Source organism: Specibacter sp. BI4 (genome assembly GCF_056680095.1).
Map to the genome: position 1 here is coordinate 14,178 of NZ_CM155265.1, position 22,152 is coordinate 36,329.

The following is a 22,152-nucleotide window of genomic DNA, read 5'->3' on the forward strand; positions in this document are numbered from 1 at the left end:
ATCGCTGGGTGCGTCCGCGTCGATCCTGAATCAACGACGCGAACAATGACACGTGCTCGTTTCGTTGGACGCCGACAGACGTTCCTGGGCATCGTTCAGACACAATCATTACGCGTTCATCGTGACGGTATTTGGGATTGAGTCTTCGGGGCGCATGAGGACGATTGCATTGGGAGTCTGGCGGGAGTATTGACAACCATCAGGCGGGGAGCGCAAGAACTTCCTATTCATGACACATTGATGACTTTCTCGTGAATCATTGAGACTAGACAGGTTGCCAGCGCGTGAGCGGTTCGCGCCCCGGCAAGCGACACATGCTCATACCCTTCCTCCCCGTGACGTTGCCCGCCCTCCCAAAGAAGCCGCATCATTCTGGTGACAGTCTCGCCGTGGGCGGCATTCTTTTCGATCAAAGGAAGCGCCACAGACTTTTTCTCCAGGTGGGAAATGACAGCTCCCAATGTGGCACGAGTGCTGGTCGGCAAGAATACATGACAAGCGAGGGTTTCAACTGCCTTCACACTCAGGTCATATGCGTGGTTGGGGTTTGGTGAAACACCGTAGGCCGCTTCGAATCCCTCTGCCAGCAATTTTCCAGCCTTCGAAGTTTTATTTATCACGTCTTCGAACGCTTGAACGACACCGCTTGGGATCGTTTCGGTAACTCGGTATTTACCGCCCACGTGTTTGGTCAAGGACCAGCCTGCACGACTCTCCGCAAGCATCTCTTGCAGATACTTCGCCTCACGGGCAGTAGCCACGAAGAACAAGACACAGTCCACGACATTTGCCAGGTCCCCGTCAGAAAGCTGATTTAATCCGGCCTCGAACCCGTCAGGGTCGTTGTCGAAAATCCGTTTCATTTTTCGACCCAGAAAATCCGGAAGCCTCGAATCAAATCGTCCCCCAAAACGGCTGCGATCCATCACCCACTGGGTAACTTGACCTCGCACAAATTCGGGGAAACCCGATTCGATCGACGCCAACCGTTCGCGTTCGTCGCGAGTCGCTACAGGGGGTATCCATTCGACGGTCATTGTGTTCCCCTCATTATCGTTTCCTACAGCCTAGTTACTTTCCCGGACATCTCCTGTCAGACCCGGGACAGGAGACGTTGCAGGTTGTCCTTGGGACGGCGGATAAATGTCTCTTATGGTCTTCTTGTCGATCTTCCCGGATCGCCAAACAACGACGATAGGACCTGATCAAAATGACGACTCCCGCCAAAACAACGACCGTTGCTGTTCCTGCAAAGACGAAGGCACCATCCGCGCCACGCACCGTGAAGGCAACGATAACCACCCCCGCAAAGCCTGTCGCCAAGGCGGCACCTGTGAAGACGGCACTCGCTGCCAAGGCAACTATCACCAAGGCTCCTGCCAAGACCGCGCCGTCGAAGGCCCCTGTCCGCACATCTCATGCCACCTGTGACCATGCCACCACAGGACGGGATGGCAAGATCGCCCGTGCGAAGTGCCGCCGGGAAACCGTTGAATCTGCCAAGGCAACAGCATGAACCGGGATGAGAAAGTTGAACAGGCCATCGCTGACAACCTCGCAAGGCTCTACCCGGGGCACATCGTTTCTGTCAGGTACGTGGACATGAATCGATATGAAGCCACCGCACTTGTCCACCACACATACCTTGCGATCGACGGCAAGCCCGTCCGGCAGAATTGAGGCTCCGATGAACCGCGAAATGATGATCCACGCAGGTGACTTTGCCACCGATGTTTTCGGCCCCGATACGGAAGTAGAAATCGAGGATGACGGATCGGCATACATCACGACACCCCACGGCGTGATCCATGCGTTTTTCGCGTTTGATCGTGACTTAGTCACCCGCTTTACCGTGTTTCCCTAAAGCACACACCTGAGCCCCGTTCGTCCGATCGGGGTTTTCGGGTAGCATCATTAGAATTGACTGCATTGTTTGGCCGCAGAAATGGCAATTTACGACCCAATTTTCGAGGGAAAAATGAAAGCTAGATTTACTATTCCAGCCTTTGCGATCGTCGCTCTCATTTTTTCAGGCTGTTCTGCGCAGGCGCCCACCTCGATAGAAACGGAATTGACACCGCCGACAACTACCGTAGCTCCCAGCACCACGATTGTGACGCCAACCGTCTCAGCAGTCCCCACGCCAGAACGAAACGACCGGGGGCAACTGGTAAAGTCCGTCGGGCAGAATGCGGGTTTGACCGGGGACGATAAAACCGTCAACACCCTAGATTTCAAGGTCACTGCCATCGAGCCCATTCAATGCGATGCCAAGTACGGCACCGAACCGACCGGTACGGCGCTGGCAGTCAGCCTGGAAATCGAAACGACAGCAGACTTCGCTGGCCCATTAACAGTTGATGGCACGTCGGGGCAAATTAGCTTCAGGCCGTATTACTGGAAAGGCTACGCGGACGACGGGACAAGGATGAACACTGTTGACACCAACATCAGCAACAACTGCCTTGCAGACCGCACGCTGCTTGTCCCCGATTTCATCGGTAAAGCCGAGAAGGTCAAGGGTATCGTCATTCTCGACGTCACCACCCCGACTGGGAGCGTGGCCTACTCACCTTGGGACGATGACGGATGGGTATGGGAATACCCGTCGAAATAGCTCCCATCTTCCGGTCGCCACACGCCCTGCGACGCTCGCAGCCTGACCAGCACTGAAGCATCCCGTATCGCCGCCAAGAGGATCCAGAATCTGACACATTGGTGAATACGTCACCTCGATACTCCACCGCTGCTAATGGCACGCCTCGGCAACTTTCGTCACCCACATTGCCAAACGTAAATGCCACTGTGATCGATTGCATTGGTATGTTGCCTGTTTGACCCATGCCTGTCTAGGTGTCCTGCCAGCTGTGTTGCCTGCCTAGGCGTTGCTGAACAACGCTGCCAATGCCACACCAATCACATGCCGCCACGCTGTACCTTGCCCCCCACACGCGCCGCACTGTGACATGTGCCCACACGTCGATGTGTACTGACGTGCCACCACGTCATGCCCACGTATGGATCATGCCAATGCTGCGCCTCCATGCCCTTGTTGCCACGTCTGTCCCACCAAGCATGGGAATGCCCGTGCCTGCCATACACTTGATGCCACCGCTATCCTGCCCGTCTGTGCCGACATGACCATGCCCTGCTGCACTCTGACGCACCAACACAACGCATGACCATACGACGATGCACGATGCTTGTGCCGACGTCTGCCACCATGCCCTGAACATCTGACGCCACATCTCAACGGCGACGCGACACATCACGGCTAGCAAAACACCCCCCTGGGACACCCCCTCCCCCGGGCGCACCTCTCCTCCCGGAGCGTTCGGGTGCGTGAATTATGTACGGGTGTGGGAAAAGCTGCACGCGTGCTAAAAAGCCCTCCATCAGTGGCTTTGGCCGTCTTTGTCCCGGCCCGTACATACTTCTTGGCATAGGGGTACATGTACGCCTGCAGACCGACGTCAGACACCAGCATTCCCATGACGCGTGAATGTACGAGTCAACGCCTGCTAAGCGAACTAGCCGGCCCCTGATGGTCTGTCACACACTCATGACGATCTGGCGACGATCTGGCTCGGGGCCGCACACAAGATAGACATGCAGCCACACACGAGCGTCACCAAGAAAATATTGTTCACCGCCGGGATTATCCTGGCCCTTATCTGGCCGGAACTGGCTTTTGCCCTGTTCCTGCAAACCACGGTCGGCTATTGGAACGGTTCCGGCGTTGCGCAGTGGATCGAGTGGGTGATTGACCATTTTCACGTTTACGTCCCGAGGTTCGATAAACGACGGAAACCGTAGCGGGACAGCCATGGCCTTGGGTGGGTAGCTTCTGGGCGGGTTCATGGCCCTAGGCATGTGTCTGAGCCATCCCGGCTCTGTAGGTAGATTCCATGTTGATTCCACGTTGATTCCCGTATGCAAAAATATGGAATCTATATATATATTTGGAATCAACGGTGTTTTTTGGAATCAACGCTAGCTCTGTCGAGCCGATCGTTGAGGACGACTTCACCCATGTTTAGCACCATCCTGAAGATACACCGTTGATTCCACTTTTTGCCCGTTGATTCCATTGATTCCATGTTTTCATGCACATGGAATCTACTGGAATCATCATGGAATCTAGGCGACGGGCCTGCCGTGGACAGTGGTGCCGAAGCGTCCTCACATGCCAAATGCCCCAAATACTCACGCCAACATACCAATGCAGTCGATCCCATTGGAGCGGAGAGACGACGGCGGCCTCACCGTTTTGGAGGGGCCGCCGTCAGTCAATGCTTAGCGAACCGGCTTATATCCCTGTCCGGGCTTCTCAGTCGGAGGCAGAGTCTCCCCACGGTCTGAGTGAACTACCCTGTCCGTGATCCCTCCGCGGGGCCCAGTCTGAACATAGGCCCCAGTGCGAGGTGCATCATTGCCTGGTTTGAGCGGCGGCTTCGCCATGTCGATACTTCCATTCCGCAAGCACAGGGACATGCCACCGAATGGACCTTCGAACCATTTAGTCCGCCGGTCTTCTTCGCTGTAAGGTCTAATCATCTGCCAAGATATCTAGAGCCCCGGTCGCCTGCTGAACCTTGTTCGGCTACACGTGCAACCGGGGTTCTTGCTTGCCCCCAAAGTCTATATGTAGTGCCAGACACCCCAACACCCCACTACATGTTGTATTACAAGTATGTCATTTTACGCACCGTTCATCCACAGGGCAGTACCTCGAAGTTCCTTGATTTCTAGGACAAAGATTCGATGCTATCCACAGCCTGTGGACTACTTAGCCACAAATAAAGGCCTGGCGTGTCGCACGTCACCGGCGCGTCGTTTCCGGCACTGACACTAGACCCGGCACATCCTCGCGGCAGAGAATGCGAGCGCAAAATGAGCGCAATCTTTTATGATCGGCAGAAATTGGCAGAAATGTACAGATACCCAAAAGTACGTCTTTTCAACGATCAGGGTCTGCCACTTGGGGTTCTGCGAAAGTTCAAATCCCACCGTCACCGCCAATGAAAACCCCCGGTTGTCCGGGGGTTTTCCTCTTTTAACAGCAGTCGTGGTGCATACTTCCGGCTACCGTCTCAGAAAACCGTGGTGCAGTCAGGCTGCGGCCCTGCCCTTTGGGATGGACTTTGGAGTGTTTGGTTGACTGAGCCACTCCTTCATGAGTCCATTGAGGGGGCCTTGCAGTGCTGCGTGGCCTCGGACAGTGGCCTGGGGACAACAAAACGCACATGATTCAATTCCGCTACATCAACACCGCCGTCTTTTGCGTTGCCGTGGTTGTCATCTTTTTCCTTGACGTACCGGCCTGGGAGCGAATCATCATCCTGGCGTGGGCGGCAATTCCCATTCTCATCAACGAATCCCAGCTCAGGAAAAAGCACCGCGACGAGGTCGAAATGGCTGCCCACTCCACGAACTCCGTGGCGGACCGGCAGTTCCACGACTACCGCGAGCCTCGTTAGGAACTTTCGAGCGGGCCTCCCCTTCAGTGGCCGTTTGGCCGCAATTGGTAAGCTTAGATATCCGCCGATGTCTTCGGCGAACTTTTTCCGTTGCGCACCACACCAGCGTGGCACCAAAGCAACGACAATCCCGGCCCGGATGTCGAGGCCTTCGAACAAAGGAACCCATTGGATACCCAAACAAATGAGAAGCCTGCAGCACATGTGCAGGAAGAGGATCGTGGCGGCCTGGCCGGCAACTTGATTGGCATTTGGACAGTGGGCGGCGGCATCATCTGCTTGGCCCTGCTGATCTGGTTTGGCCTGTAAGCATGTAGCACCCCGCAAAACGCCCATCGGAGTTTTCGATGGGCGTTTTGTGGTTCACCTCCCCAGGGACCGGCCACCTCCACGCACTGACACAGAAAACTCCCAGCAACCACCCAGCCCCTAACGTGGCGGATGCCAGAGAATGGGTACATGTCCACTCCAACCCCAGCACCGTCAGCCCTCCCCAAGCTCACCCGGGCGGACGGTGAACCCATCCGCGCCCTCGTTGTCGACGACGAACCCGAGTTGGCCGACCTGATGCGCCGCGGCCTGGAAATAACCGGCTGGGAAGTGAAAACGGCCCTCGACGGTTTTTCAGCCCTGAAGATCGCCCGCGAGTTCATCCCCGACGTCCTGGTCCTTGACGTCATGATGCCCGGCATGGACGGCGTCGAACTGCTGCAACGGATCCGCAACATCTACCCGGAAGTGCCTGCCCTCTTTCTGACCGCAAAGGACGCGGCCACCGACAAGGTGGCGGGCTTGCAGGCCGGCGGCGACGACTATGTCAGCAAGCCGTTCAGCATGAAGGAAGTCCTGCTCCGGCTGCACCGGATCGTGCAGCGCTCCGGCATCACGGCCCCGCAATTCGCGCTCCTGACAGTGGGCGACCTGACCCTCAACAAGGACACCAAGGCCGTGCAGCGTGCAGGGGTGGACATCACCCTGACGACCACCGAATTTGAGCTGCTGAAGTTCCTGATGGAAAACCCCCGCCACGTCCTGAGCAAGTCGCGCATCCTGGACCGCGTCTGGAACTACGACTTCGGCGGCCAAAGCAACATCGTTGAGCTCTACATTTCCTACCTGCGCAAGAAGGTCGACGTCGACCAGGAAGCCATGATCCACACGGTCAGGGGCTCCGGTTATGTGATCAAGCCATGTCCCTAAACCGCCCGGCGACCAACGCTGCCCCACCACGCAGCCCGGCACCGAAGCCGCCCCGGCACGGCGCCAAGACACTCCTGCACCCGGGCACCTGGCACCTGAGCACCCGCCTTGTCGCCGTCATGCTTGCCCTGCTGACGGTCATTTGCGCCCTCGTGGGCATGGTCAGCTACGCGGCCCTGAGCATGACGGTGAACAGCCAGCTCGACGCCTCGCTGCAGCAGGCATCCCTGCGCACCACAGCCTTCTACACCAGCCCCGACTCCGGCAGCGGCGGCCCCCTGCCCGACCCCCTCAATGCCCGTGCCACCAGCGCCGGCCAGCTCAGCGCCGTCCTGAGCAACGGCGTCGTGCATTATGCAGGCATCCTTTCGAGCTCCGGCACGCGCCAGCAACTGACCACCGCCGACGCCGACATTCTCGCGGGCCTCTCAACCAACGGCGACCTCAGCAGCCAGACACTGTCAATCGGCAAATACCGGGTCCAGGCGGAGGCAGTCCCCAGCGGCGATATCCTCATCACGGGCCTCCCCCTGGCCGCCACCGACCAAACCCTCTCCACCCTGGTCCTCTCCATCGTGCTTGTCTCGCTGGCCGGGCTCATGGCGCTGGGGTGGGCCGGCACCGCCATCATCCGCCGGAACATGCGCCCGCTCGGCCAGCTTTCGGATACTGCCACGAAGGTCTCAACGCTCAGGCTCGACGCCGGAGAGGTCGCCCTCAGTGCCCGGGTCCCGGACACCGCGGCCCACCCGGGCACCGAAGTGGGCAACGTGGGGAACGCCTTCAACGCCATGCTGGACAACGTTTCCCACGCACTGGAGGCCAGGCAGCGCAGCGAAACCAAGCTGCGCCGTTTTGTTGCCGACGCCAGCCATGAACTCCGCACCCCCCTGACGGCGATCCGCGGCTACGCCGAGCTGCTCTCCATGACCGAACCGCTCAGCGCCGACGGCCAAACGGCCCTGGGCCGGGTGCAGGACCAGTCGGTGCGGATGAGTCGGCTGGTGGAGGACCTGCTGACCCTTGCCCGCCTGGACGAGGCACAGCAGTCGGCCAACGGGACGGGATCCTCCGGGACAACCATGGGCGCCCCGACCACAGTGAACATGAGCCCGCTTGTCATGGAGGCTGTGCGCGACGTCCAGGTGGCCACGCCCGACCACCAGTGGAGCTTTTCCGTGCCCGATGAGCCGGTGGAGGTCACCTGTGAGGACACGGCACTGCGCCAGGTGCTGCTGAACCTGCTCGGCAACGCCGCCAAGCACACGCCGGCGGGGACAGCCGTCCACGCAGAACTGTCCCTGGCACCGGATGGCAGCTGCCTGCTGGAGGTCAGCGACGACGGCCCCGGCATTGACCCGGCTTTCCAGGACATCATCTTTGACAGGTTTTCACGCGCAGACCAGGCCCGCACCGGCACCACCGGCAGCACCGGACTGGGACTGAGCATCGTGCAGGGGATTCTGCGGGCGCACCACGGGACAGTGAAAGTTGCCAGCACGCCGGGCAACACCACATTCAGCGTGCAACTGCCGGTTGCGGGCCGGCCGCGGTTCACCGGCGCGACGCCCGCGAAGACGCCATCGGTCACGCACGCGGACACGCCAGTGCCTCAGCCGCGCACCGCCCCGCCACCGCCCGGGGACACGCCCAGCACCCGCCTGCACCCGGCACAGCCGCCGCCACCACCGGCACGCATGTGACGTCAAGTCCGCGCCCGGATGCGGACAACGGCTTTTCCTCGATAAGCTAGAAGCGTTGGCCTATTCGAAGGGAGCAGTATGCAGCATTCTCCCTTCAGGCTGCTCCGAACCACCTTGGTGGGCGCCACTGTCTTCGGACTGGCTGCCGGGGCGCACCTTTTTGCCGGCGGCACCCTTCCGGCTCCAGCAATCATGGCAGCCATTTTGGCGCTGCACCTGCTGTGTTCGAGCGTTGCCACGAAATTCCGCCTGACACCCCCGGCCATGGCCGCCCTGCTGGCCAGCAGCCAGATTGTCCTGCACCAATGTTTTGAAACACTGTCCCACGGTGCCCGGGTCGCCGCCGGACCAGGATCGGCTGCAGCGGAGGCCATGAGCCACCAGTCCATGTCGGTCGAGGCACATGCCTCCGCCATGCTGGCCCAGGCAACGTCGCTGGCCACGCCGGGTCTTGCCCACGTCGGCCATGCTGGGGACATGTCAGGCTGGATGTTGGCAGCCCACGCGGCCGCAACCCTGGCCGCCGCCGGCCTGCTGGCCTACGGCGAAAACGCCCTCTGGTCCCTCGCGAACTGGCTGCGCCCGCTCTACCGGTCTGCCGCCGTCGTCCTTGTGTTGCCGGTGAAAGCCGCACGGCCCAGCATCATTCCGCGCCCCCTGCCCCGCCTGCCGTGGCGCAATCTGCCGCCCGACACGCGCCGCGGCCCGCCGGCCCACAGCGCAATTTTCGCCTAGCACCCTTCGAACTCGTCGCAGGGTGCCCACCCCTGTACCCCTGCGCTTTTGGCGCGTTCGAAAGGTTTCCCCATGCGTTTTTCCCGTACCCTCAAGACCACTGCAGCCCTCGGCACCACCGCCGGGCTGATGATGCTGGGCCTCGGCGCGGCGTCCGCCCACGTCTCGGCCACCCCCACCGAAACGGCTGCCGGCGCGTACTCGCTGGTCACGTTCGCGGTCGGCCACGGCTGCGACGGCTCGTCCACCACGGCGCTGACCATCACACTGCCGGACGAACTCACCGACGCCACACCCACCGTGAACCCGAACTGGACCATCAGCAAGTCGATGCAGAAGCTGGACACCCCTGTCACGCTGGCCAACGGCAGCAAGGTCAGCGAGCGCACCGCGTCCATCACCTACACGGCGAAGACGCCGCTGGTCGACCACGAGCGCGACACCTTCACCCTGTCCCTGCAGCTCCCCGACTCCGCCGGCACCACCTTGCACTTCCCCACCCTGCAAAAGTGCGAGACCGGTCAGACCGACTGGAAGGAAATCCCCGCCGCCGGCGCCGACCATGATTCCGTGGACGCACCCGCCCCGGAACTGACCATCACCCCGGCCGTGGCAGATGCGGGTCATGGCGCGCACGCCGCCGCTTCAGCTGACGCCGCGGCAGGTTCAACGGCCACGGACGACGGCGGCAGCAACTGGCCTGCCTGGCTTGGCTTGGGTGCCGGGCTGGCCGGACTGGTCCTGGGCGGGTGGGCGTTCCTGCGCACCTCACGCAAGGCGTAGTCCGTTCGGCGGCCCCGGCCTCCGCGCTGGTGCACCGCCGCCGGTGATCCGTCCCCTTGATCTATGTGGCAGTTGTTGGACGAAAAAGCCGCTAGAAAGCCTTTCCAGGCCAATGGCTGCCACACAGATTATGGCGGGGATGCAGAGTCCGGCGGCGGCACCGCCGCGGGGGAGGTTGACTCCGCACCCCCGGAGCGCAAAAGTGGGGTTATGACAACTGCGCAGCGGACCCCGGCCGGACGACTTCACCTTGGCAAGCTGTTTGCGCTGGCGGCCGTCGTCGGCCTGGGGGCGTCGCTTGCCGCCTGCGGTCCCCAAGGTTCCACGGCGCAGGAGTCTTCGTCCCCGGCCAGCACCTCGACGGCAAGCCCAAGCGCCAGCCCCAGCACTTCGACGGCGGGTCCAAGCACCAGCCCCAGCGCACCTGCGGGCGGGAACGGGGCGACGCCGTCGTCCACGGAACCCGCAGCGCCAAGCAGTGCCGCCCCCGCACCCAGTACATCGGCAGCCACGGAACCGGCCTTGTGCACGGCAGCTTCCTTGGCGGGTGCCTTGGATGACTCAGGCGGCGGCGCAGCGGGGCACATCTACATGCAACTCGTGGTGACCAACAGCTCCGACACCGAGTGCATCCTTGACGGCTACCCGGGCGTTTCCATGGTCGCGGCCGGCAGCATCGAACCGATTGGGGCTCCGGCGGACCGCGATCCAAATGCGCCCTCCAGCGGGCCCATCACGCTGGCACCGGGGCAAAGCTCAGCGGCGGTGCTGAACTACACGCAGGCAGACAACTACCAGGACTGCCAGCATGTGCAGGCGGACTCAGTCCTGGTGTACCCGCCCAGCGCAACCGACAGCCTGGAGATCCCGCATCCATTGACAGCATGCAGCAACGCCGACATCAAGCTGCTGACAATTGGCGCCTTCCAGCCGTAATGCCGGTGCCGGCCGGGCGACGGCTACGGCCGCAACGCCTCATCGGGGTCGAATTCCTCAAAGGATCCGATGAACCCGGGATCGCTGTCCTGGGATTCCCGGCGTCGGCCGTGGCGCAACACGTGCAGCTTGTTGGCGGCAAAGGCCAGCACCGCCGCCGTCAACAGGTGCATGGCCCCGCCCCAGACGTCGGCGTGGATGACCGCCGTTAGAAAGCCCGTAATCGCGACGGCCGCACCCACCGTCACAAGCAGCCGCAGCCGTTCAAACGTGCCGTACACAATGAGTGCCGCGCCCAGGACCAGCCAGGGCCCGGCACCGTTGAGAAATGGCAGGAGCGCAGCCAGGACCATGCCCAAGGCGGTGCCCCCTGCAAGATAAAGGTAGTGGTTTCGCGTGGCCAGCCACCACGACGGGTGCCGCCACAGCCAGACGGCGCTCATTCCGCCGACGAGCAGTGAACCCACCAGGAAGAACCGCGCATCGGCGCCATTGCCCCGGGCGGTCATCATGCTGATGGCACCAGAAAACAGAAACAGCAATGACAGGCCAAGCAAGGGAATCCAATTGTTCCCAATGTGCCGTGTTTGCACCGTGCCCAGCCCCCAAACGATCCCAATATGGCGGGAGAGGCCGACCGGGCACACCATTTGTGTCGGACCGGCGCCGGCAACCCTTGCCGCTCCTACCAGTAAGATTACCGCTTGGCACTGACACCCAGGCACCGGCGGCGGTGTGACGCCTGTCGAGCCTTCCCGGCCGGCACCTCGACGGACCCGCGAGTGCCACAATGTCAGTTGCATGCGGCATGATGGAGCCGTGCAAGGAACTACGCCCGCAGCGGCCATGAAACAATTCGCAGCACCCACGCGCGAATGGTTTCTCGGCGCGTTTGGCGCCCCCACCCCGGCCCAGTCGGGCGCCTGGGAGGCGATCGCCGGCGGGGCCCACTCCCTCGTGGTGGCACCCACCGGTTCCGGAAAAACCCTCGCCGCCTTCCTCTGGGCGCTCGACGGCCTCAGCACCGGAGCGGGCGCTTCCGGGACGGACCCCCGCAGGAAAATTGGCACCCGCGTACTGTACATTTCACCGCTCAAGGCCCTGGGCGTCGACGTCGAACGAAACCTGCGCGCGCCCCTGATCGGCATCACCCAAACCGCCGCCCGCCTGGGCCTGGACGCCCCGCACGTCAGCGTGGGGGTGCGTTCCGGGGACACCCCCACGAACGAACGACGACGCCTGCTCAGCCATCCGCCGGACATTTTGATCACCACGCCGGAATCGCTGTACCTGATGCTGACGTCCAAGGCCCGGGAAACGCTCACGGATGTGCACACCGTCATCATTGACGAGGTCCACGCCGTCGCCGGCACCAAGCGGGGAGCCCACCTGGCCGTCTCCCTGGAACGGCTCGACGCCCTGCTGCATTCGCCCGCCCAGCGCATCGGCCTCTCAGCCACCGTGGAGCCGCACTCCACCGTGGCCCGGTTCCTGGGCGGCAACGCCCCTGTCACGATCGTGGCCCCGGCCAGCACCAAGACCTGGAACCTGTCCGTCACAGTCCCGGTCGCCGACATGACGGAACTGCCCGCATTGGCCGCCGCCCACGATCTGGGCCCCGCATCCGGGCTGGCACCCAACGCCTCCATCTGGCCGCATGTGGAGGAAAAGATCGTGGACGCCGTGCTGGCGAAGAAATCCACCATTATCTTCGCCAACTCGCGCCGCCTGGCCGAGCGGCTCACGGGCCGGCTCAATGAGATTTACACGGAGCGCCTGGAGCTTGCGGCGCTGGGCGGTGGGGCTGTGCTGGAAGGTGGCGCGTCCGACGTCGGACCCTCCCCGGCGGAACCGTGGCGGGCCGCGCCGTCCCCGGCCAGGCTGCCGGCGGAGATGATGGCACAGGCCGGATCCGTGGCGGGTGCGCCGAACGTGCTGGCCAAGGCGCACCACGGTTCGGTGTCCAAGGAGCAGCGGGCGCTGATCGAGGACGACCTCAAGTCGGGGCGGCTGCGTGCCGTGGTGGCCACCTCGAGCCTGGAGCTGGGCATCGACATGGGTGCCGTGGACCTGGTGATCCAGGTGGAATCGCCGCCGTCGGTGGCCAGCGGCCTGCAGCGCGTCGGGCGTGCCGGGCACCAGGTGGGCGAGATTTCCGAGGGAATCCTGTTCCCCAAGCACAGGGCCGACCTGCTGCATGCGGCGGTGACTGTCGAGCGGATGCTGGCCGGGGAAATTGAGCCGCTGTCCATCCCGGCGAACCCGCTGGACATCCTGGCCCAGCAAACCGTGGCTGCCACGGCGTTGGAGCCGCTGGATGTCGATGCGTGGTTTGAGACCGTGCGGCGCAGTGCCCCCTTCACCGCCCTGCCGCGGTCCGCCTTTGACGCCACCTTGGACCTGCTCGCCGGCCGCTACCCTTCCGACGAGTTTGCCGAGCTGCGCCCGCGCATCATTTGGGACCGGACGGGAGGCACCATCACCGGCCGCCCCGGCGCACAGCGGTTGGCCGTCACCTCGGGCGGGACCATTCCCGACAGGGGCTTGTTTGGCGTATTCATTGTTGGCTCGGAGGAGCCGAGAGCCGCCGGAAAGGCCGCCAAGGGCGGGCGCCGCGTGGGTGAACTCGACGAGGAGATGGTGTACGAATCCCGGGTGGGCGACGTCTTCGCGCTCGGCGCCACCAGCTGGAAAATCGAGGACATCACCTTTGACCGGGTCCTGGTCACCCCCGCGTTTGGCCAGCCCGGCAAGCTGCCGTTCTGGAAGGGCGACTCCCTCGGCAGGCCGGTTGAACTTGGCCGCGCCCTGGGCGCCTTCATCCGCGAGGTCAGCGCGGCCCCGCGGAAGAAAGCCCTGGCCCGGTGCACCGCCACCGGCCTGGACGAATGGGCTGCCAACAACCTCCTCGGCTACCTCGACGAGCAAAAGGCCGCCACCACGCAGGTCCCCGATGACAAAACCCTCATGGTGGAACGCTTCCATGACGAGCTCGGCGACTGGCGCGTGGTCCTGCACAGCCCCTTCGGCATGCCCGTCCACGCCCCATGGGCCCTCGCCGTGGCCGCCCGCCTGCACGAACGCTACGGACTGGACGGCTCCGCCATGGCCTCCGACGACGGCATCGTGCTGCGCGTGCCCCTCATGGACGATGAACCGCCCGGGGCTGATTTGTTCATGTTTGACGCCGAGGAACTGGACGGCATCGTCACCGCCGAGGTGGGCGGCTCGGCCCTGTTTGCCAGCCGTTTCCGTGAATGCGCCGCCCGCGCGCTGCTGCTGCCGCGGCAGAACCCGGGCAAGCGCTCGCCCCTGTGGCAGCAGCGGCAGCGTTCGGCCCAGTTGCTGGATGTGGCCCGGAAGTACCCGCAGTTCCCGATCGTGCTCGAGACCGTGCGCGAATGCCTGCAGGACGTGTACGACCTCCCCGCGCTGAAGGACATTGCCGCCTCGATCGAGCGGCGCGAGCTGCGCCTGGTGGAGACCACCACCAGCGAGCCCTCGCCCTTCGCCCGGTCCCTGCTGTTTGGCTATGTGGCGTCGTTTCTCTATGAGGGCGACTCCCCGCTGGCCGAGCGCCGTGCCGCCGCACTGTCCCTGGATCCGGCACTTCTGGACGAGCTGCTGGGCCGGGCCGAGCTGCGCGAACTCCTTGACCCCGCAGTCATCGCCGCCACGGAGGCCCAGCTCCAACGACTGGCCGGCGCCGGCAAGGACAGCGACCGCCGCGCCCGTGGCATGGAAGGGGTGGCGGATTTGCTGCGGTTGCTGGGCCCGCTCACCGTGGCCGAAGTGGCGGCCAGGCTTGTCCCCGCCGTTGCTGAGGTTGCTGCCGGTACGGCCGTTGCTGCCGGGCCCGCCCCTGCAACCACCCCGGAGACGGACGACGCCGGCCACCTGGCCACCGCCGCGGCGCACCTGGCCGGGCTGGTCGCCGCCAACCGGGCCTTGCGGGTCAACATGGCGGGCGAGGAACGCTTCGCTGCCATCGAGGATGCGGCCCGGCTGCGCGACGCCCTCGGCATCCCGCTGCCGATGGGGGTGCCGCTGGCGTTCATTGAACCGGTCGCCGATCCGCTCGGGGACCTGCTCGGCCGTTATGCCCGCACCCACGGCCCCTTCACGGCAGCGGAAGCCGCCGTGCGGCTGGGACTCGGTGTCGCCGTCGTGCGTTCCGGACTGGCCCGGCTGGCTGCCGACAAGCGCGTCACCGAGGGTGAGTTTTTGCCCAACCGGGCTGTCCCGGGCTCCTCCCCAATCTCGCAAGTCCCCAGTTCCTCGGAGTGGTGCGATGTCCAGGTGCTCCGACAGTTGCGCAGCAGGTCCCTCGCCGCGTTGCGGGCCGAGGTGGAACCCGTTGATGCCGGCACGTTCGGGCGGTTCCTGCCTGCCTGGCAGCACGTCACGACCGCGTCCAATGCGCCGGCGCTGCGCGGACTGGACGGCGTGCTGACAGTGGTTGACCAACTGGCAGGGGTTCCGATTCCGGCGTCGGCGTGGGAGCCCCTGGTGCTGGCCGTGCGGGTCGCCGACTACTCCCCCGCCATGCTTGATGAGCTGACAGCGACCGGCGAGGTGCTCGTTTCAGGCGCCGGTTCCATCGGTTCCAATGACGGCTGGCTGAGCCTGCACATTGCGGAATCGGCGGAACTGACGCTTCAGCCCAGTACGGACTTCACCCCGGGCGAACTGCAGCAGCGGGTGCTGGCGGTGCTGGGGAACGGCGGCGCGTATTTCTTCCACCAGCTGCGGGAAATGACGGCTGACGGCCCGGACCTGGTGGTCTCCGACGCCGATCTGACGGCTGCCCTGTGGGATCTGCTGTGGGCCGGCCTGCTCGGCAATGACACTTTTTCACCCGTCCGGGCCCTGCTGGCTGGCGGGCACACGGCGCACAAACAAAAAGCTCCGCCGTCACGGCTGCGCCCCGGCCGGTCCGGGCGGTACGGCCGGTTGCCGGGCCGGGCCGCAGGCGTGCAGCGAGGTGCGCCGCCGCTGGGTGCGGGCCGGTGGAGCCTGCTGCCCGTTGCCGCCCCTCGTGAGGAGGCCGGCGCCAGCACCCAGGCCACCCTGCGCGGCCACGCCCTGGCCGAGCTGTTCCTTGACAGGTACGGCGTGGTGACGCGCGGCTCGGTCATGAACCACGGCCTGCCCGGCGGCTTCGGGCTGATGTACAAGGTCCTGGCCCGGCTGGAGGAAAGCGGAAAGTGCCGCCGCGGCTACTTCATTGAGCATTTGGGGGCGGCGCAATTTGCCGTTCCGGCCACCGTCGACCGGCTGCGCACCTTCAGCGAGGACGCCGCGCTGCAGGTGCGGGAGCCGCAGTCCCTGGCCCTGGCCGCCACGGACCCGGCCAACCCGTACGGCGCAGCCCTGCCCTGGCCGCCGCTGGAATCAGGGCACCGGCCCGGGCGCAAGGCGGGCGCCCTGGTGGTGATGGTCGACGGCGAACTGGTTCTCTATGTGGAGCGCGGCGGCCGCACGCTGTTGTGCTTTAGCGGCGACGACACCGTTGTGGCACTTGCGGGCGCGGCCCTGGTCCGGGTGGTCAAGCGCGGCGGCATCGACAAGATGGCCATTGAAAAGGTCAACGGTGCGGATATTCTGGGCACGCCCCTGGCGGCGGCCCTGATGTCCGCCGGTGCGTACAGTTCACCGCGGGGAGTGCGGATCCGTGCCTGAAGGGGACACTGTCTGGCGGCAGGCCCGGGATTTGCGGGCCGCCCTTGAGGGCCAGCTGCTCACCGCCAGCGATTTCAGGGTGCCCGCGCACGCAACGCTGGACCTGGCCGGGTCTGTGGTGTCCAGCGTCCAGTCCCGGGGCAAGCACCTGCTCATGGTTGTGGGCGGGCACGTCATTCATTCACATCTGGCCATGGAGGGGCACTGGGATGTTTATCCCGTCGACCCCGGCGGCCGGGCCCCACGCTGGCGGCGGCCGGCTTTTACGGCCAGGGTGGTCCTGCACACTCGGCAGGCCACGGCGGTGGGCTTTTCGCTGGGCACGCTGGAAGTTCTGCCGGCCGCGCTGGCGGCTGACGCCGTCGGACATCTTGGGCCGGATCTGCTGGGTCCGGACTGGGATGCTGACAAGGCGCTGCACCGACTGCTGGCCGAGCCGGGGCGGGCCATTGGCCTGGCGCTGCTGGATCAGCGCAACCTTGCCGGGATTGGCAACATTTACCGCAACGAACTGTGTTTTCTCAGCCGCGTGCACCCAGCCGCCACGGTGGCGCAGGTGCCGGAGCTGCCCCGGATGGTCGACCTGGCCAAGCGGCTGTTGGAGGCCAACAAGGACCGGGCGCAGCGCTCAACCACCGGCGGCCCGGCGCGGGGCGACGCTTCAGTGTGGGTGTACGGGCTGGCCGGCAAACCCTGCAAGCGCTGCGGGTCGCTGATTCGGCACGCCACCTTGGCTGATCCGGCGTTCCCTGCCCGGGCGGCGCGGGACATTTATTGGTGCCCGCGCTGCCAGGGCGGCGTTTAGGGACGGCGGCCACGGCGCGGCCAGGTCATGCCGGCCCGCTGGGATCCGCCCCGGCAGGATCCGCCCCGGCGGGAACCGCCCCGGCGGGATCCGCCCCGTCAAGACAGCCCGCCGGACGCTAGCGCTTCGGTGGTGCCGCCGTCGAACCCCTGACAACCAGTTCGGTGCCGAGCTCGATCCGCTGGGGCAGGTCCTCGTCCCCGTCCAAGTGCCGGAGCAGGGCACGCATGGCTGTTTCGGCCATCTGGACCACGGGCTGGCGGATGGTGGTCAGCCCCGGCTCGATCCAGTCGGCGGCACTGATGTCATCGAAACCGATGATGCTCAAGTCCTCGGGAATGCTCAGGCCGGCCTTGCGTGCTGCCCGGTAGGCGCCCAGGGCCTGTTCATCATTGCCGGCGAAGATTGCCGTGGGACGGTCCGGCAGCTCAAGGAGCTTCCGTGTTCCGGCCTCGCCGGCCTCGATGGAGAAGTCGCCGGGAACGATCAACGCCGGATCCATCGGGATGCCGGCACGCCGCAGGGCTGCCAGGTGGCCGTCCTCCCGTGCGCTGCTGCACTGCAGGCCCGGGCGCCCCCCGATCATGCCGATCCGGCGGTGCCCCAACGACAGCAGGTGCTCCGCGGCCGAGTACGCCCCGTCCCAGTTCGCCGCACCCACCGTCATCAGGTCCGGTCCCGGCTGGCCCACCGGGTCAATCAACACCACCGGGATGCCCAGTGACTTGATGCGCTGGATCTGCTTGGGGTTCAGCTCATACACCGCCATAAGCAGTCCGTCCGACTTGCGCTCCGCGATGTTGGCCAGCCAGGGCCGAATTCTGGAGCCGTCCAGCGACAAGCTGCTCACGACCGTGCCGTACCCGGCTTCCTGGGCTACGCGCTCCACCCCCTCGATGATGTCCAGCGCCCATTCACTGTGCAGCCCCGGGAACACCAGGTCAATCAATCCGGCTTTTTTCCGTCGTTTGGCCGGGCGGCGCACATATTCGCGCCGCGCAATGATCTCTTCCACCCGGGCCCGTGTTTCGGCTGCCACCTGGGCGTGGCCGTTAAGCACCTTGGAGACGGTTGGGACCGAGACGCCGGCCTCCTGGGCGATCTCGCTGATGGTTGCGCGTCCGGTCTGTTGCTTGCTGGCCATGGATGCCCCTTCTCACTAACAGGGAGTTCCCCTGCCTTAATCGTTTCCGCAAAGTCCCCATGTTTGGATGCGCCCGCACATGCCGTAAATTCTGTTAGCTTTCCGTTGCCCCATGGTAGTCCGGGCTTCCTGCATATAGAAACTTTCGGAGCCTTCAAGAGACTGCAACTGATGAGCTGTCGTTGCGGCCTGCCGCGCCGCCCCCTCGGCCAACATTTCCTGCCACTCGGCGGTGCGGCCGCGCACCAATTTCGCTGCCGCCGCATGGAACTCCGACAGGGCTCCAGGCCCCGATTCCTGCACAGCCTCCTTGAGCGCAAAGTAGCCTGTCAAGGCCACATCACGCCGACGGCGGGCGGCAGCTTCCGCGTCCGGATCCCCGCCGTCGGCGTCGCTGGGTTCAAGGGCCGCCGTGCGCCTGTACGCTGCAGCATCGACCAGGTGGGCTGGCGGAAACGTCATCACGGCGTCGCCGTTCTCCGGCAGGCCCGCGTTTTGCATGAGGACCAGAACCCGCAGATCGGACGAATCGTTGACAGCCCGGTGAATAGTCCCGGGAGTAAACCAGAGCACAACCCCGGGCTCCAGCGGCGAGGAAGTGAATCCGCGTGAATCAAGTGTCTCCAGCCGGCCCCTTCCGTGCTGCACGACATACGCTTCCGCGGACGCGGTGTGCAGATGCGGGGTGCCACCGGCCACGCCGTCCGCTGCGGGCCAGTCATAAATGCTGACCTCCGAGATGGCGATGGCACCCGGAAAATCCGTGGCGGCCACGATCAGGCCCAGCCGCCGAGGGCAGCCTTGGCTGCCGCCACCAGCGCGACCGCGGTTTCCTGGTCAACCTGGCCGTCGGAAATCACGACGGCGTAGCGGTACGTGAGCGCGTTGCCTGCCTGCAGCAGAACTTCCTCGCTGAAGAAGGGCGCCGAGCCGAGGCAGGCAAACATGGAAGAACGGACGAACCACTGGTTCGGCGCCCCCGGGTTGCTGCCGTCCTCGACGAAGGTGATCGTGGAGAAGTTGCAGCTGTCGTCATGGCGGCCTGTAAAGGCGAGCCATTCCGAGCGGGTGCCCATGAGCTCGTTTTCCCCGGTTCCGGAGGCGGACCGGAACCGGCCGCCTGTGAAGGAGCGGGGACCGCGCCAAAACAGTCCGCCGTAACCGGCGTTGTCCCGCCCCTCGGTGGTGGGGCTTCCAATGCTGATCCCCGTAGGCGAAATATTGCTCATTTCAGTCTCGAAAAGCAGTGCCCAGGCCGAGGATCCCGGGACATCGAGGAGCTGGATGTTGAAGCGCCGTTTCTCAGCAATGACAGGCGTTCCGTCCTGGGAACTCCACACCAGGTCCTCGGCCGCCGTTATTCCCGCGCCACGCTCGTCGATGGCGCTGAAGGCTTCGTGGTGCATGGCGCCGTTGTTGTCCAGGTCCGCATACCCGGTGGCCCGGGTGTAGGTGGCACCACCCCAGAAGTTGTCCTTGCCCACGTTGGGCAGTGCAAGGGAGAGCCCCTTGTGCCACACGTGGTCCCATGGCCGGAAGATCGTCACCTCGTCGCCACCCAGGGTGGTCAGCGGGTGGAAGTAGGGGCGGGGGCTTTCGTATTGGGCGTCCGTGGGGCGGTAGGTGTAGATGGCGATTTGCCGGCCGCCGGCACTAAAGGTCAGGGCGGCTCCGTCATCGGCAAAACTGAGTTTCGTGGAAGTTGAAAGGGTTGTAGCGGCGTTGGTCATGGCAGTCTCCTGTGGGTAGCGGCGCTGGATCAGGCGGGGGAAGGTGCGGAAAGGGCTGTTGCAGCCAACACGCGTGTGCCCAGGCCGCCACCGTCCATTCCGGAGTAAAACGCATGTCCGGGAACAATGTCACCGCGGCGGACGGGCCCGCCGGTGAATGCGGAGGCGTAGATGGCGGCGGCGAGTTCCAGGGTCTGGCGTGCCGAATCAGCCCCGGCGGGAAGCGGCCTGCCAGCATCCAGCGCATCGTACATGGCAAGGAATTGGGCCGTGTGGCCGCTGCCGCGTCCCAGCGGCTGTCCTTCCCAGGCTTCGGAGACTGCGTCCTCGTGGCCGGGTGCCGCTGTCACCGTCCAGTTGTCCGTGGCATAGCCGTACAGGTGGCTGAGCTCCACAGTTGCGAACTCACAGTCGATCCGGATTTCGGAGGTTTCGCGCGGGGAAAGCAGGGAGTTGATGACGGTTGCCACCGCGCCATTTTCGAATCTGACCAGTGCCGCGGACAGATCCTCCGTGGAGGTTGCCCGGGCCTGCCTGGAGGCAATGGCCGTGACCTCCTGCCACGGACCCAGGAGGTGCAGCAACAGGTCGAACTGGTGGATGCCGTGACCCATGGTGGGGCCGCCGCCTTCGGCGTCCCAGGTTCCGCGCCATGGCAGGTCAAAGTAACCGTCCGGACGGTACCAGAGGGTGTCGCAGCGGGCCACGAGCGGCCGGCCAAAATCCCTGCGCCCAACGAGCGCCTGGGCTGCTGCGGCGGCATCGCCAAAACGGTGCTGGAAGACGCACGAGAACTGTGCACCGCCGATGGCCTGCGCGGCATTCAGCCGGTCAAAGTCCGCCAGGTTCAGTGCCGGGGGCTTTTCAGAGAGGACATGCACGCCGGCTTGGAGGCATTCGATGGCCTGGTCGATGTGCAGCATGGGCGGTGTGCAAAGGTGGACAATGTCCGGCTTCGCCTCCGCCAACAGTTGGGTGAGGCTTTGATGCCGGCCCGCAATCCCGTGGTCGTCAGCAAAGGCCGCAAGCCTTGACTCGTCCACGTCGCAGGCGGCAACCAGCTCCGCACGATTGCCGGCCTGGGCCAGGTTGGAAGCATGGATGGCAGCAATCCCGCCGGTGCCCACCAAGGCTATTTTGTACTTCCTCATCAAACTCTCTCCGTCTTTGCAGGTGCGTTTGGTCATCGAAATCTACGAAACTATCCATAGGGAAGCAGTAGTTTCCAGTGAAATACTTGGGATGGAACCCATTGTTCATCAACGCTATGGATCATTAAGGCTGAAAGTCAATAACTTTTCATCAAGAAAGTAAACATAATTCTCTGATAGTTTCCACGAGGGTCCCGACGATCCAGTTGATCCCCTCGGGCACCGGCGCCACCCACCAACAGGGGTTCAGCGGCGCCAGTCCCGCTTTATGGCCAGCCTCCGGCCATGAATATCAAGCCGAGCAGGATCAAAGAAGCACGCCCTGTTGGTCCCGCCTAGAGTGGTTGACCAAGAGCAGCTCCCCGAAAGCAATCGAAAGGACAAGTCCGTGAACACGACGTTCAGCAAAGAGGAAAAGGCTGCCATGCGGGCAGCAGCTGCCGAGGCCAAGGCGGCGAAAATGGGTGCCGACCTCGAGGAAGCATGCCTCACCGCAATCGCCGGCATGAGCGGCACCGACAAGGAACTGGCCGAGACCCTCCACGGACTGGTCAAGAAGCACACCAGCCTGGGTGCGAAGACCTGGTACGGCATGCCGGCATACACCAACGCCGAAGGCAAGGTCGTCGTGTTTTTTCAAAGCGCGGCCAAGTTCAAGGTTCGCTACGCCACCATCGGTTTCCAGTCTGACGCAAATCTTGACGAGGGCAACTTCTGGCCGAGCTCTTTTGCCGTCACCAAGCTCACTGCCGCCGATCAAAAGGAAGTGGTTGCGCTGCTCAAAAAGGCAGTCAGCTAGGCTG

At 64.0% G+C, this 22,152-nt stretch carries 22 protein-coding genes; 14 read left to right on the forward strand and 8 right to left on the reverse strand.

The window, feature by feature from the left end:
- Positions 1–227 precede the first annotated feature (227 nt).
- Complete coding sequence (locus tag AC1L6K_RS00105; protein WP_480950725.1) at positions 228–1,037, reverse strand: hypothetical protein; 810 nt, start codon at positions 1,035–1,037, stop codon at positions 228–230.
- Between the two features lie 173 nt (positions 1,038–1,210).
- On the opposite strand from AC1L6K_RS00105, the gene AC1L6K_RS00110 reads away from it, so the two are divergent.
- The 4 genes from AC1L6K_RS00110 (at position 1,211) to AC1L6K_RS00125 (ending at position 2,617) form a co-directional block, all read left to right on the forward strand.
- Positions 1,211–1,516 (forward strand): hypothetical protein, encoded by a 306-nt coding sequence (locus tag AC1L6K_RS00110; protein WP_480950726.1) that lies wholly within the window; start codon positions 1,211–1,213, stop codon positions 1,514–1,516.
- Complete coding sequence (locus AC1L6K_RS00115) at positions 1,513–1,680, forward strand: hypothetical protein (RefSeq protein ID WP_480950727.1); 168 nt, start codon at positions 1,513–1,515, stop codon at positions 1,678–1,680. Before AC1L6K_RS00110 ends, AC1L6K_RS00115 begins: the two co-directional genes overlap by 4 nt.
- A gap of 7 nt (positions 1,681–1,687) precedes the next feature.
- Positions 1,688–1,864 (forward strand): hypothetical protein, encoded by a 177-nt coding sequence (locus AC1L6K_RS00120; protein ID WP_480950728.1) that lies wholly within the window; start codon positions 1,688–1,690, stop codon positions 1,862–1,864.
- A gap of 69 nt (positions 1,865–1,933) precedes the next feature.
- On the forward strand, positions 1,934–2,617 hold the full coding sequence (locus tag AC1L6K_RS00125) for a hypothetical protein (RefSeq protein WP_480950729.1): 684 nt from the start codon (positions 1,934–1,936) through the stop codon (positions 2,615–2,617).
- 935 nt (positions 2,618–3,552) lie between these two features.
- On the opposite strand, the gene AC1L6K_RS00130 is transcribed toward AC1L6K_RS00125, so the two are convergent.
- Entirely contained in the window at positions 3,553–3,777 is a 225-nt protein-coding gene (locus AC1L6K_RS00130; RefSeq protein ID WP_480950730.1) for a hypothetical protein, read from the reverse strand.
- A gap of 1,469 nt (positions 3,778–5,246) precedes the next feature.
- Here AC1L6K_RS00130 and AC1L6K_RS00135 point away from each other — a divergent pair.
- From AC1L6K_RS00135 to AC1L6K_RS00160, 6 genes are all read left to right on the forward strand, one after another.
- On the forward strand, positions 5,247–5,480 hold the full coding sequence (locus AC1L6K_RS00135) for a hypothetical protein (protein ID WP_480950731.1): 234 nt from the start codon (positions 5,247–5,249) through the stop codon (positions 5,478–5,480).
- 168 nt (positions 5,481–5,648) lie between these two features.
- Positions 5,649–5,789, forward strand: a complete 141-nt coding sequence (locus AC1L6K_RS00140) for a hypothetical protein (protein WP_480950732.1) — start codon at positions 5,649–5,651, stop codon at positions 5,787–5,789.
- A 150-nt stretch (positions 5,790–5,939) separates the two neighbouring features.
- Positions 5,940–6,680, forward strand: a complete 741-nt coding sequence (locus AC1L6K_RS00145; RefSeq protein WP_480950733.1) for a response regulator transcription factor — start codon at positions 5,940–5,942, stop codon at positions 6,678–6,680.
- Positions 6,671–8,383, forward strand: a complete 1,713-nt coding sequence (locus tag AC1L6K_RS00150) for a sensor histidine kinase (RefSeq protein WP_480950734.1) — start codon at positions 6,671–6,673, stop codon at positions 8,381–8,383. Before AC1L6K_RS00145 ends, AC1L6K_RS00150 begins: the two co-directional genes overlap by 10 nt.
- A 78-nt stretch (positions 8,384–8,461) precedes the next feature.
- A complete protein-coding gene (locus tag AC1L6K_RS00155) occupies positions 8,462–9,118 on the forward strand; it encodes a hypothetical protein (RefSeq protein ID WP_480950735.1) in 657 nt (218 codons plus the stop codon).
- A gap of 72 nt (positions 9,119–9,190) precedes the next feature.
- Positions 9,191–9,901 carry a YcnI family copper-binding membrane protein gene (locus AC1L6K_RS00160; RefSeq protein WP_480950736.1) on the forward strand — a complete coding sequence of 237 codons (711 nt, stop codon included), beginning with the start codon at positions 9,191–9,193 and terminating at the stop codon, positions 9,899–9,901.
- Between the two features lie 245 nt (positions 9,902–10,146).
- Here the strand turns inward: AC1L6K_RS00160 and AC1L6K_RS00165 are convergent, their stop codons facing one another.
- On the reverse strand, positions 10,147–10,431 hold the full coding sequence (locus tag AC1L6K_RS00165) for a hypothetical protein (protein ID WP_480950737.1): 285 nt from the start codon (positions 10,429–10,431) through the stop codon (positions 10,147–10,149).
- Positions 10,432–10,453: 22 nt separating this feature from the next.
- Between AC1L6K_RS00165 and AC1L6K_RS00170 the strand changes: the two genes are divergently transcribed.
- A complete protein-coding gene (locus tag AC1L6K_RS00170; protein ID WP_480950738.1) occupies positions 10,454–10,837 on the forward strand; it encodes a DUF4232 domain-containing protein in 384 nt (127 codons plus the stop codon).
- 23 nt (positions 10,838–10,860) lie between these two features.
- Here the strand turns inward: AC1L6K_RS00170 and AC1L6K_RS00175 are convergent, their stop codons facing one another.
- Positions 10,861–11,349: a hypothetical protein gene (locus AC1L6K_RS00175; protein ID WP_480950739.1), complete on the reverse strand. Its 489-nt coding sequence runs from the start codon at positions 11,347–11,349 to the stop codon at positions 10,861–10,863.
- A gap of 289 nt (positions 11,350–11,638) precedes the next feature.
- Between AC1L6K_RS00175 and AC1L6K_RS00180 the strand changes: the two genes are divergently transcribed.
- Together AC1L6K_RS00180 and AC1L6K_RS00185 are read left to right on the forward strand one after the other, a co-directional pair.
- Entirely contained in the window at positions 11,639–16,519 is a 4,881-nt protein-coding gene (locus AC1L6K_RS00180; RefSeq protein ID WP_480950740.1) for an ATP-dependent helicase, read from the forward strand.
- Positions 16,512–17,324 carry a DNA-formamidopyrimidine glycosylase family protein gene (locus tag AC1L6K_RS00185; RefSeq protein ID WP_480950741.1) on the forward strand — a complete coding sequence of 271 codons (813 nt, stop codon included), beginning with the start codon at positions 16,512–16,514 and terminating at the stop codon, positions 17,322–17,324. The genes AC1L6K_RS00180 and AC1L6K_RS00185 overlap by 8 nt, the downstream gene beginning before the upstream one ends.
- A gap of 118 nt (positions 17,325–17,442) precedes the next feature.
- Here the strand turns inward: AC1L6K_RS00185 and AC1L6K_RS00190 are convergent, their stop codons facing one another.
- Genes AC1L6K_RS00190 through AC1L6K_RS00205 form a run of 4 tightly spaced genes read right to left on the reverse strand, consistent with a single transcriptional unit; the run spans position 17,443 to position 21,349 of the window.
- Positions 17,443–18,468, reverse strand: a complete 1,026-nt coding sequence (locus AC1L6K_RS00190) for a LacI family DNA-binding transcriptional regulator (protein WP_480950742.1) — start codon at positions 18,466–18,468, stop codon at positions 17,443–17,445.
- Between the two features lie 36 nt (positions 18,469–18,504).
- A complete protein-coding gene (locus tag AC1L6K_RS00195) occupies positions 18,505–19,242 on the reverse strand; it encodes a cupin domain-containing protein (protein ID WP_480950743.1) in 738 nt (245 codons plus the stop codon).
- Between the two features lie 2 nt (positions 19,243–19,244).
- Positions 19,245–20,198: a DUF6807 domain-containing protein gene (locus AC1L6K_RS00200; protein ID WP_480950744.1), complete on the reverse strand. Its 954-nt coding sequence runs from the start codon at positions 20,196–20,198 to the stop codon at positions 19,245–19,247.
- 29 nt (positions 20,199–20,227) lie between these two features.
- Positions 20,228–21,349, reverse strand: a complete 1,122-nt coding sequence (locus tag AC1L6K_RS00205; protein WP_480950745.1) for a Gfo/Idh/MocA family protein — start codon at positions 21,347–21,349, stop codon at positions 20,228–20,230.
- A 388-nt stretch (positions 21,350–21,737) separates the two neighbouring features.
- On the opposite strand from AC1L6K_RS00205, the gene AC1L6K_RS00210 reads away from it, so the two are divergent.
- A complete protein-coding gene (locus AC1L6K_RS00210) occupies positions 21,738–22,148 on the forward strand; it encodes a hypothetical protein (RefSeq protein ID WP_480950746.1) in 411 nt (136 codons plus the stop codon).
- The last annotated feature ends 4 nt before the right edge of the window (positions 22,149–22,152 follow it).

What these genes read in the sequence shown, in the direction of transcription:
- AC1L6K_RS00105 (WP_480950725.1), bottom strand. Translation starts at nt 1,037, where the DNA reads ATGACCGTCGAATGGATACCCCCTGTAGCGACTCGCGACGAACGCGAA.
- AC1L6K_RS00110 (WP_480950726.1), top strand. Translation starts at nt 1,211, where the DNA reads ATGACGACTCCCGCCAAAACAACGACCGTTGCTGTTCCTGCAAAGACG.
- AC1L6K_RS00115 (WP_480950727.1), top strand. Translation starts at nt 1,513, where the DNA reads ATGAACCGGGATGAGAAAGTTGAACAGGCCATCGCTGACAACCTCGCA.
- AC1L6K_RS00120 (WP_480950728.1), top strand. Translation starts at nt 1,688, where the DNA reads ATGAACCGCGAAATGATGATCCACGCAGGTGACTTTGCCACCGATGTT.
- AC1L6K_RS00135 (WP_480950731.1), top strand. Translation starts at nt 5,247, where the DNA reads ATGATTCAATTCCGCTACATCAACACCGCCGTCTTTTGCGTTGCCGTG.
- AC1L6K_RS00145 (WP_480950733.1), top strand. Translation starts at nt 5,940, where the DNA reads ATGTCCACTCCAACCCCAGCACCGTCAGCCCTCCCCAAGCTCACCCGG.
- AC1L6K_RS00150 (WP_480950734.1), top strand. Translation starts at nt 6,671, where the DNA reads ATGTCCCTAAACCGCCCGGCGACCAACGCTGCCCCACCACGCAGCCCG.
- AC1L6K_RS00155 (WP_480950735.1), top strand. Translation starts at nt 8,462, where the DNA reads ATGCAGCATTCTCCCTTCAGGCTGCTCCGAACCACCTTGGTGGGCGCC.
- AC1L6K_RS00160 (WP_480950736.1), top strand. Translation starts at nt 9,191, where the DNA reads ATGCGTTTTTCCCGTACCCTCAAGACCACTGCAGCCCTCGGCACCACC.
- AC1L6K_RS00175 (WP_480950739.1), bottom strand. Translation starts at nt 11,349, where the DNA reads ATGATGACCGCCCGGGGCAATGGCGCCGATGCGCGGTTCTTCCTGGTG.
- AC1L6K_RS00180 (WP_480950740.1), top strand. Translation starts at nt 11,639, where the DNA reads ATGCGGCATGATGGAGCCGTGCAAGGAACTACGCCCGCAGCGGCCATG.
- AC1L6K_RS00190 (WP_480950742.1), bottom strand. Translation starts at nt 18,468, where the DNA reads ATGGCCAGCAAGCAACAGACCGGACGCGCAACCATCAGCGAGATCGCC.
- AC1L6K_RS00200 (WP_480950744.1), bottom strand. Translation starts at nt 20,198, where the DNA reads ATGACCAACGCCGCTACAACCCTTTCAACTTCCACGAAACTCAGTTTT.
- AC1L6K_RS00205 (WP_480950745.1), bottom strand. Translation starts at nt 21,349, where the DNA reads ATGAGGAAGTACAAAATAGCCTTGGTGGGCACCGGCGGGATTGCTGCC.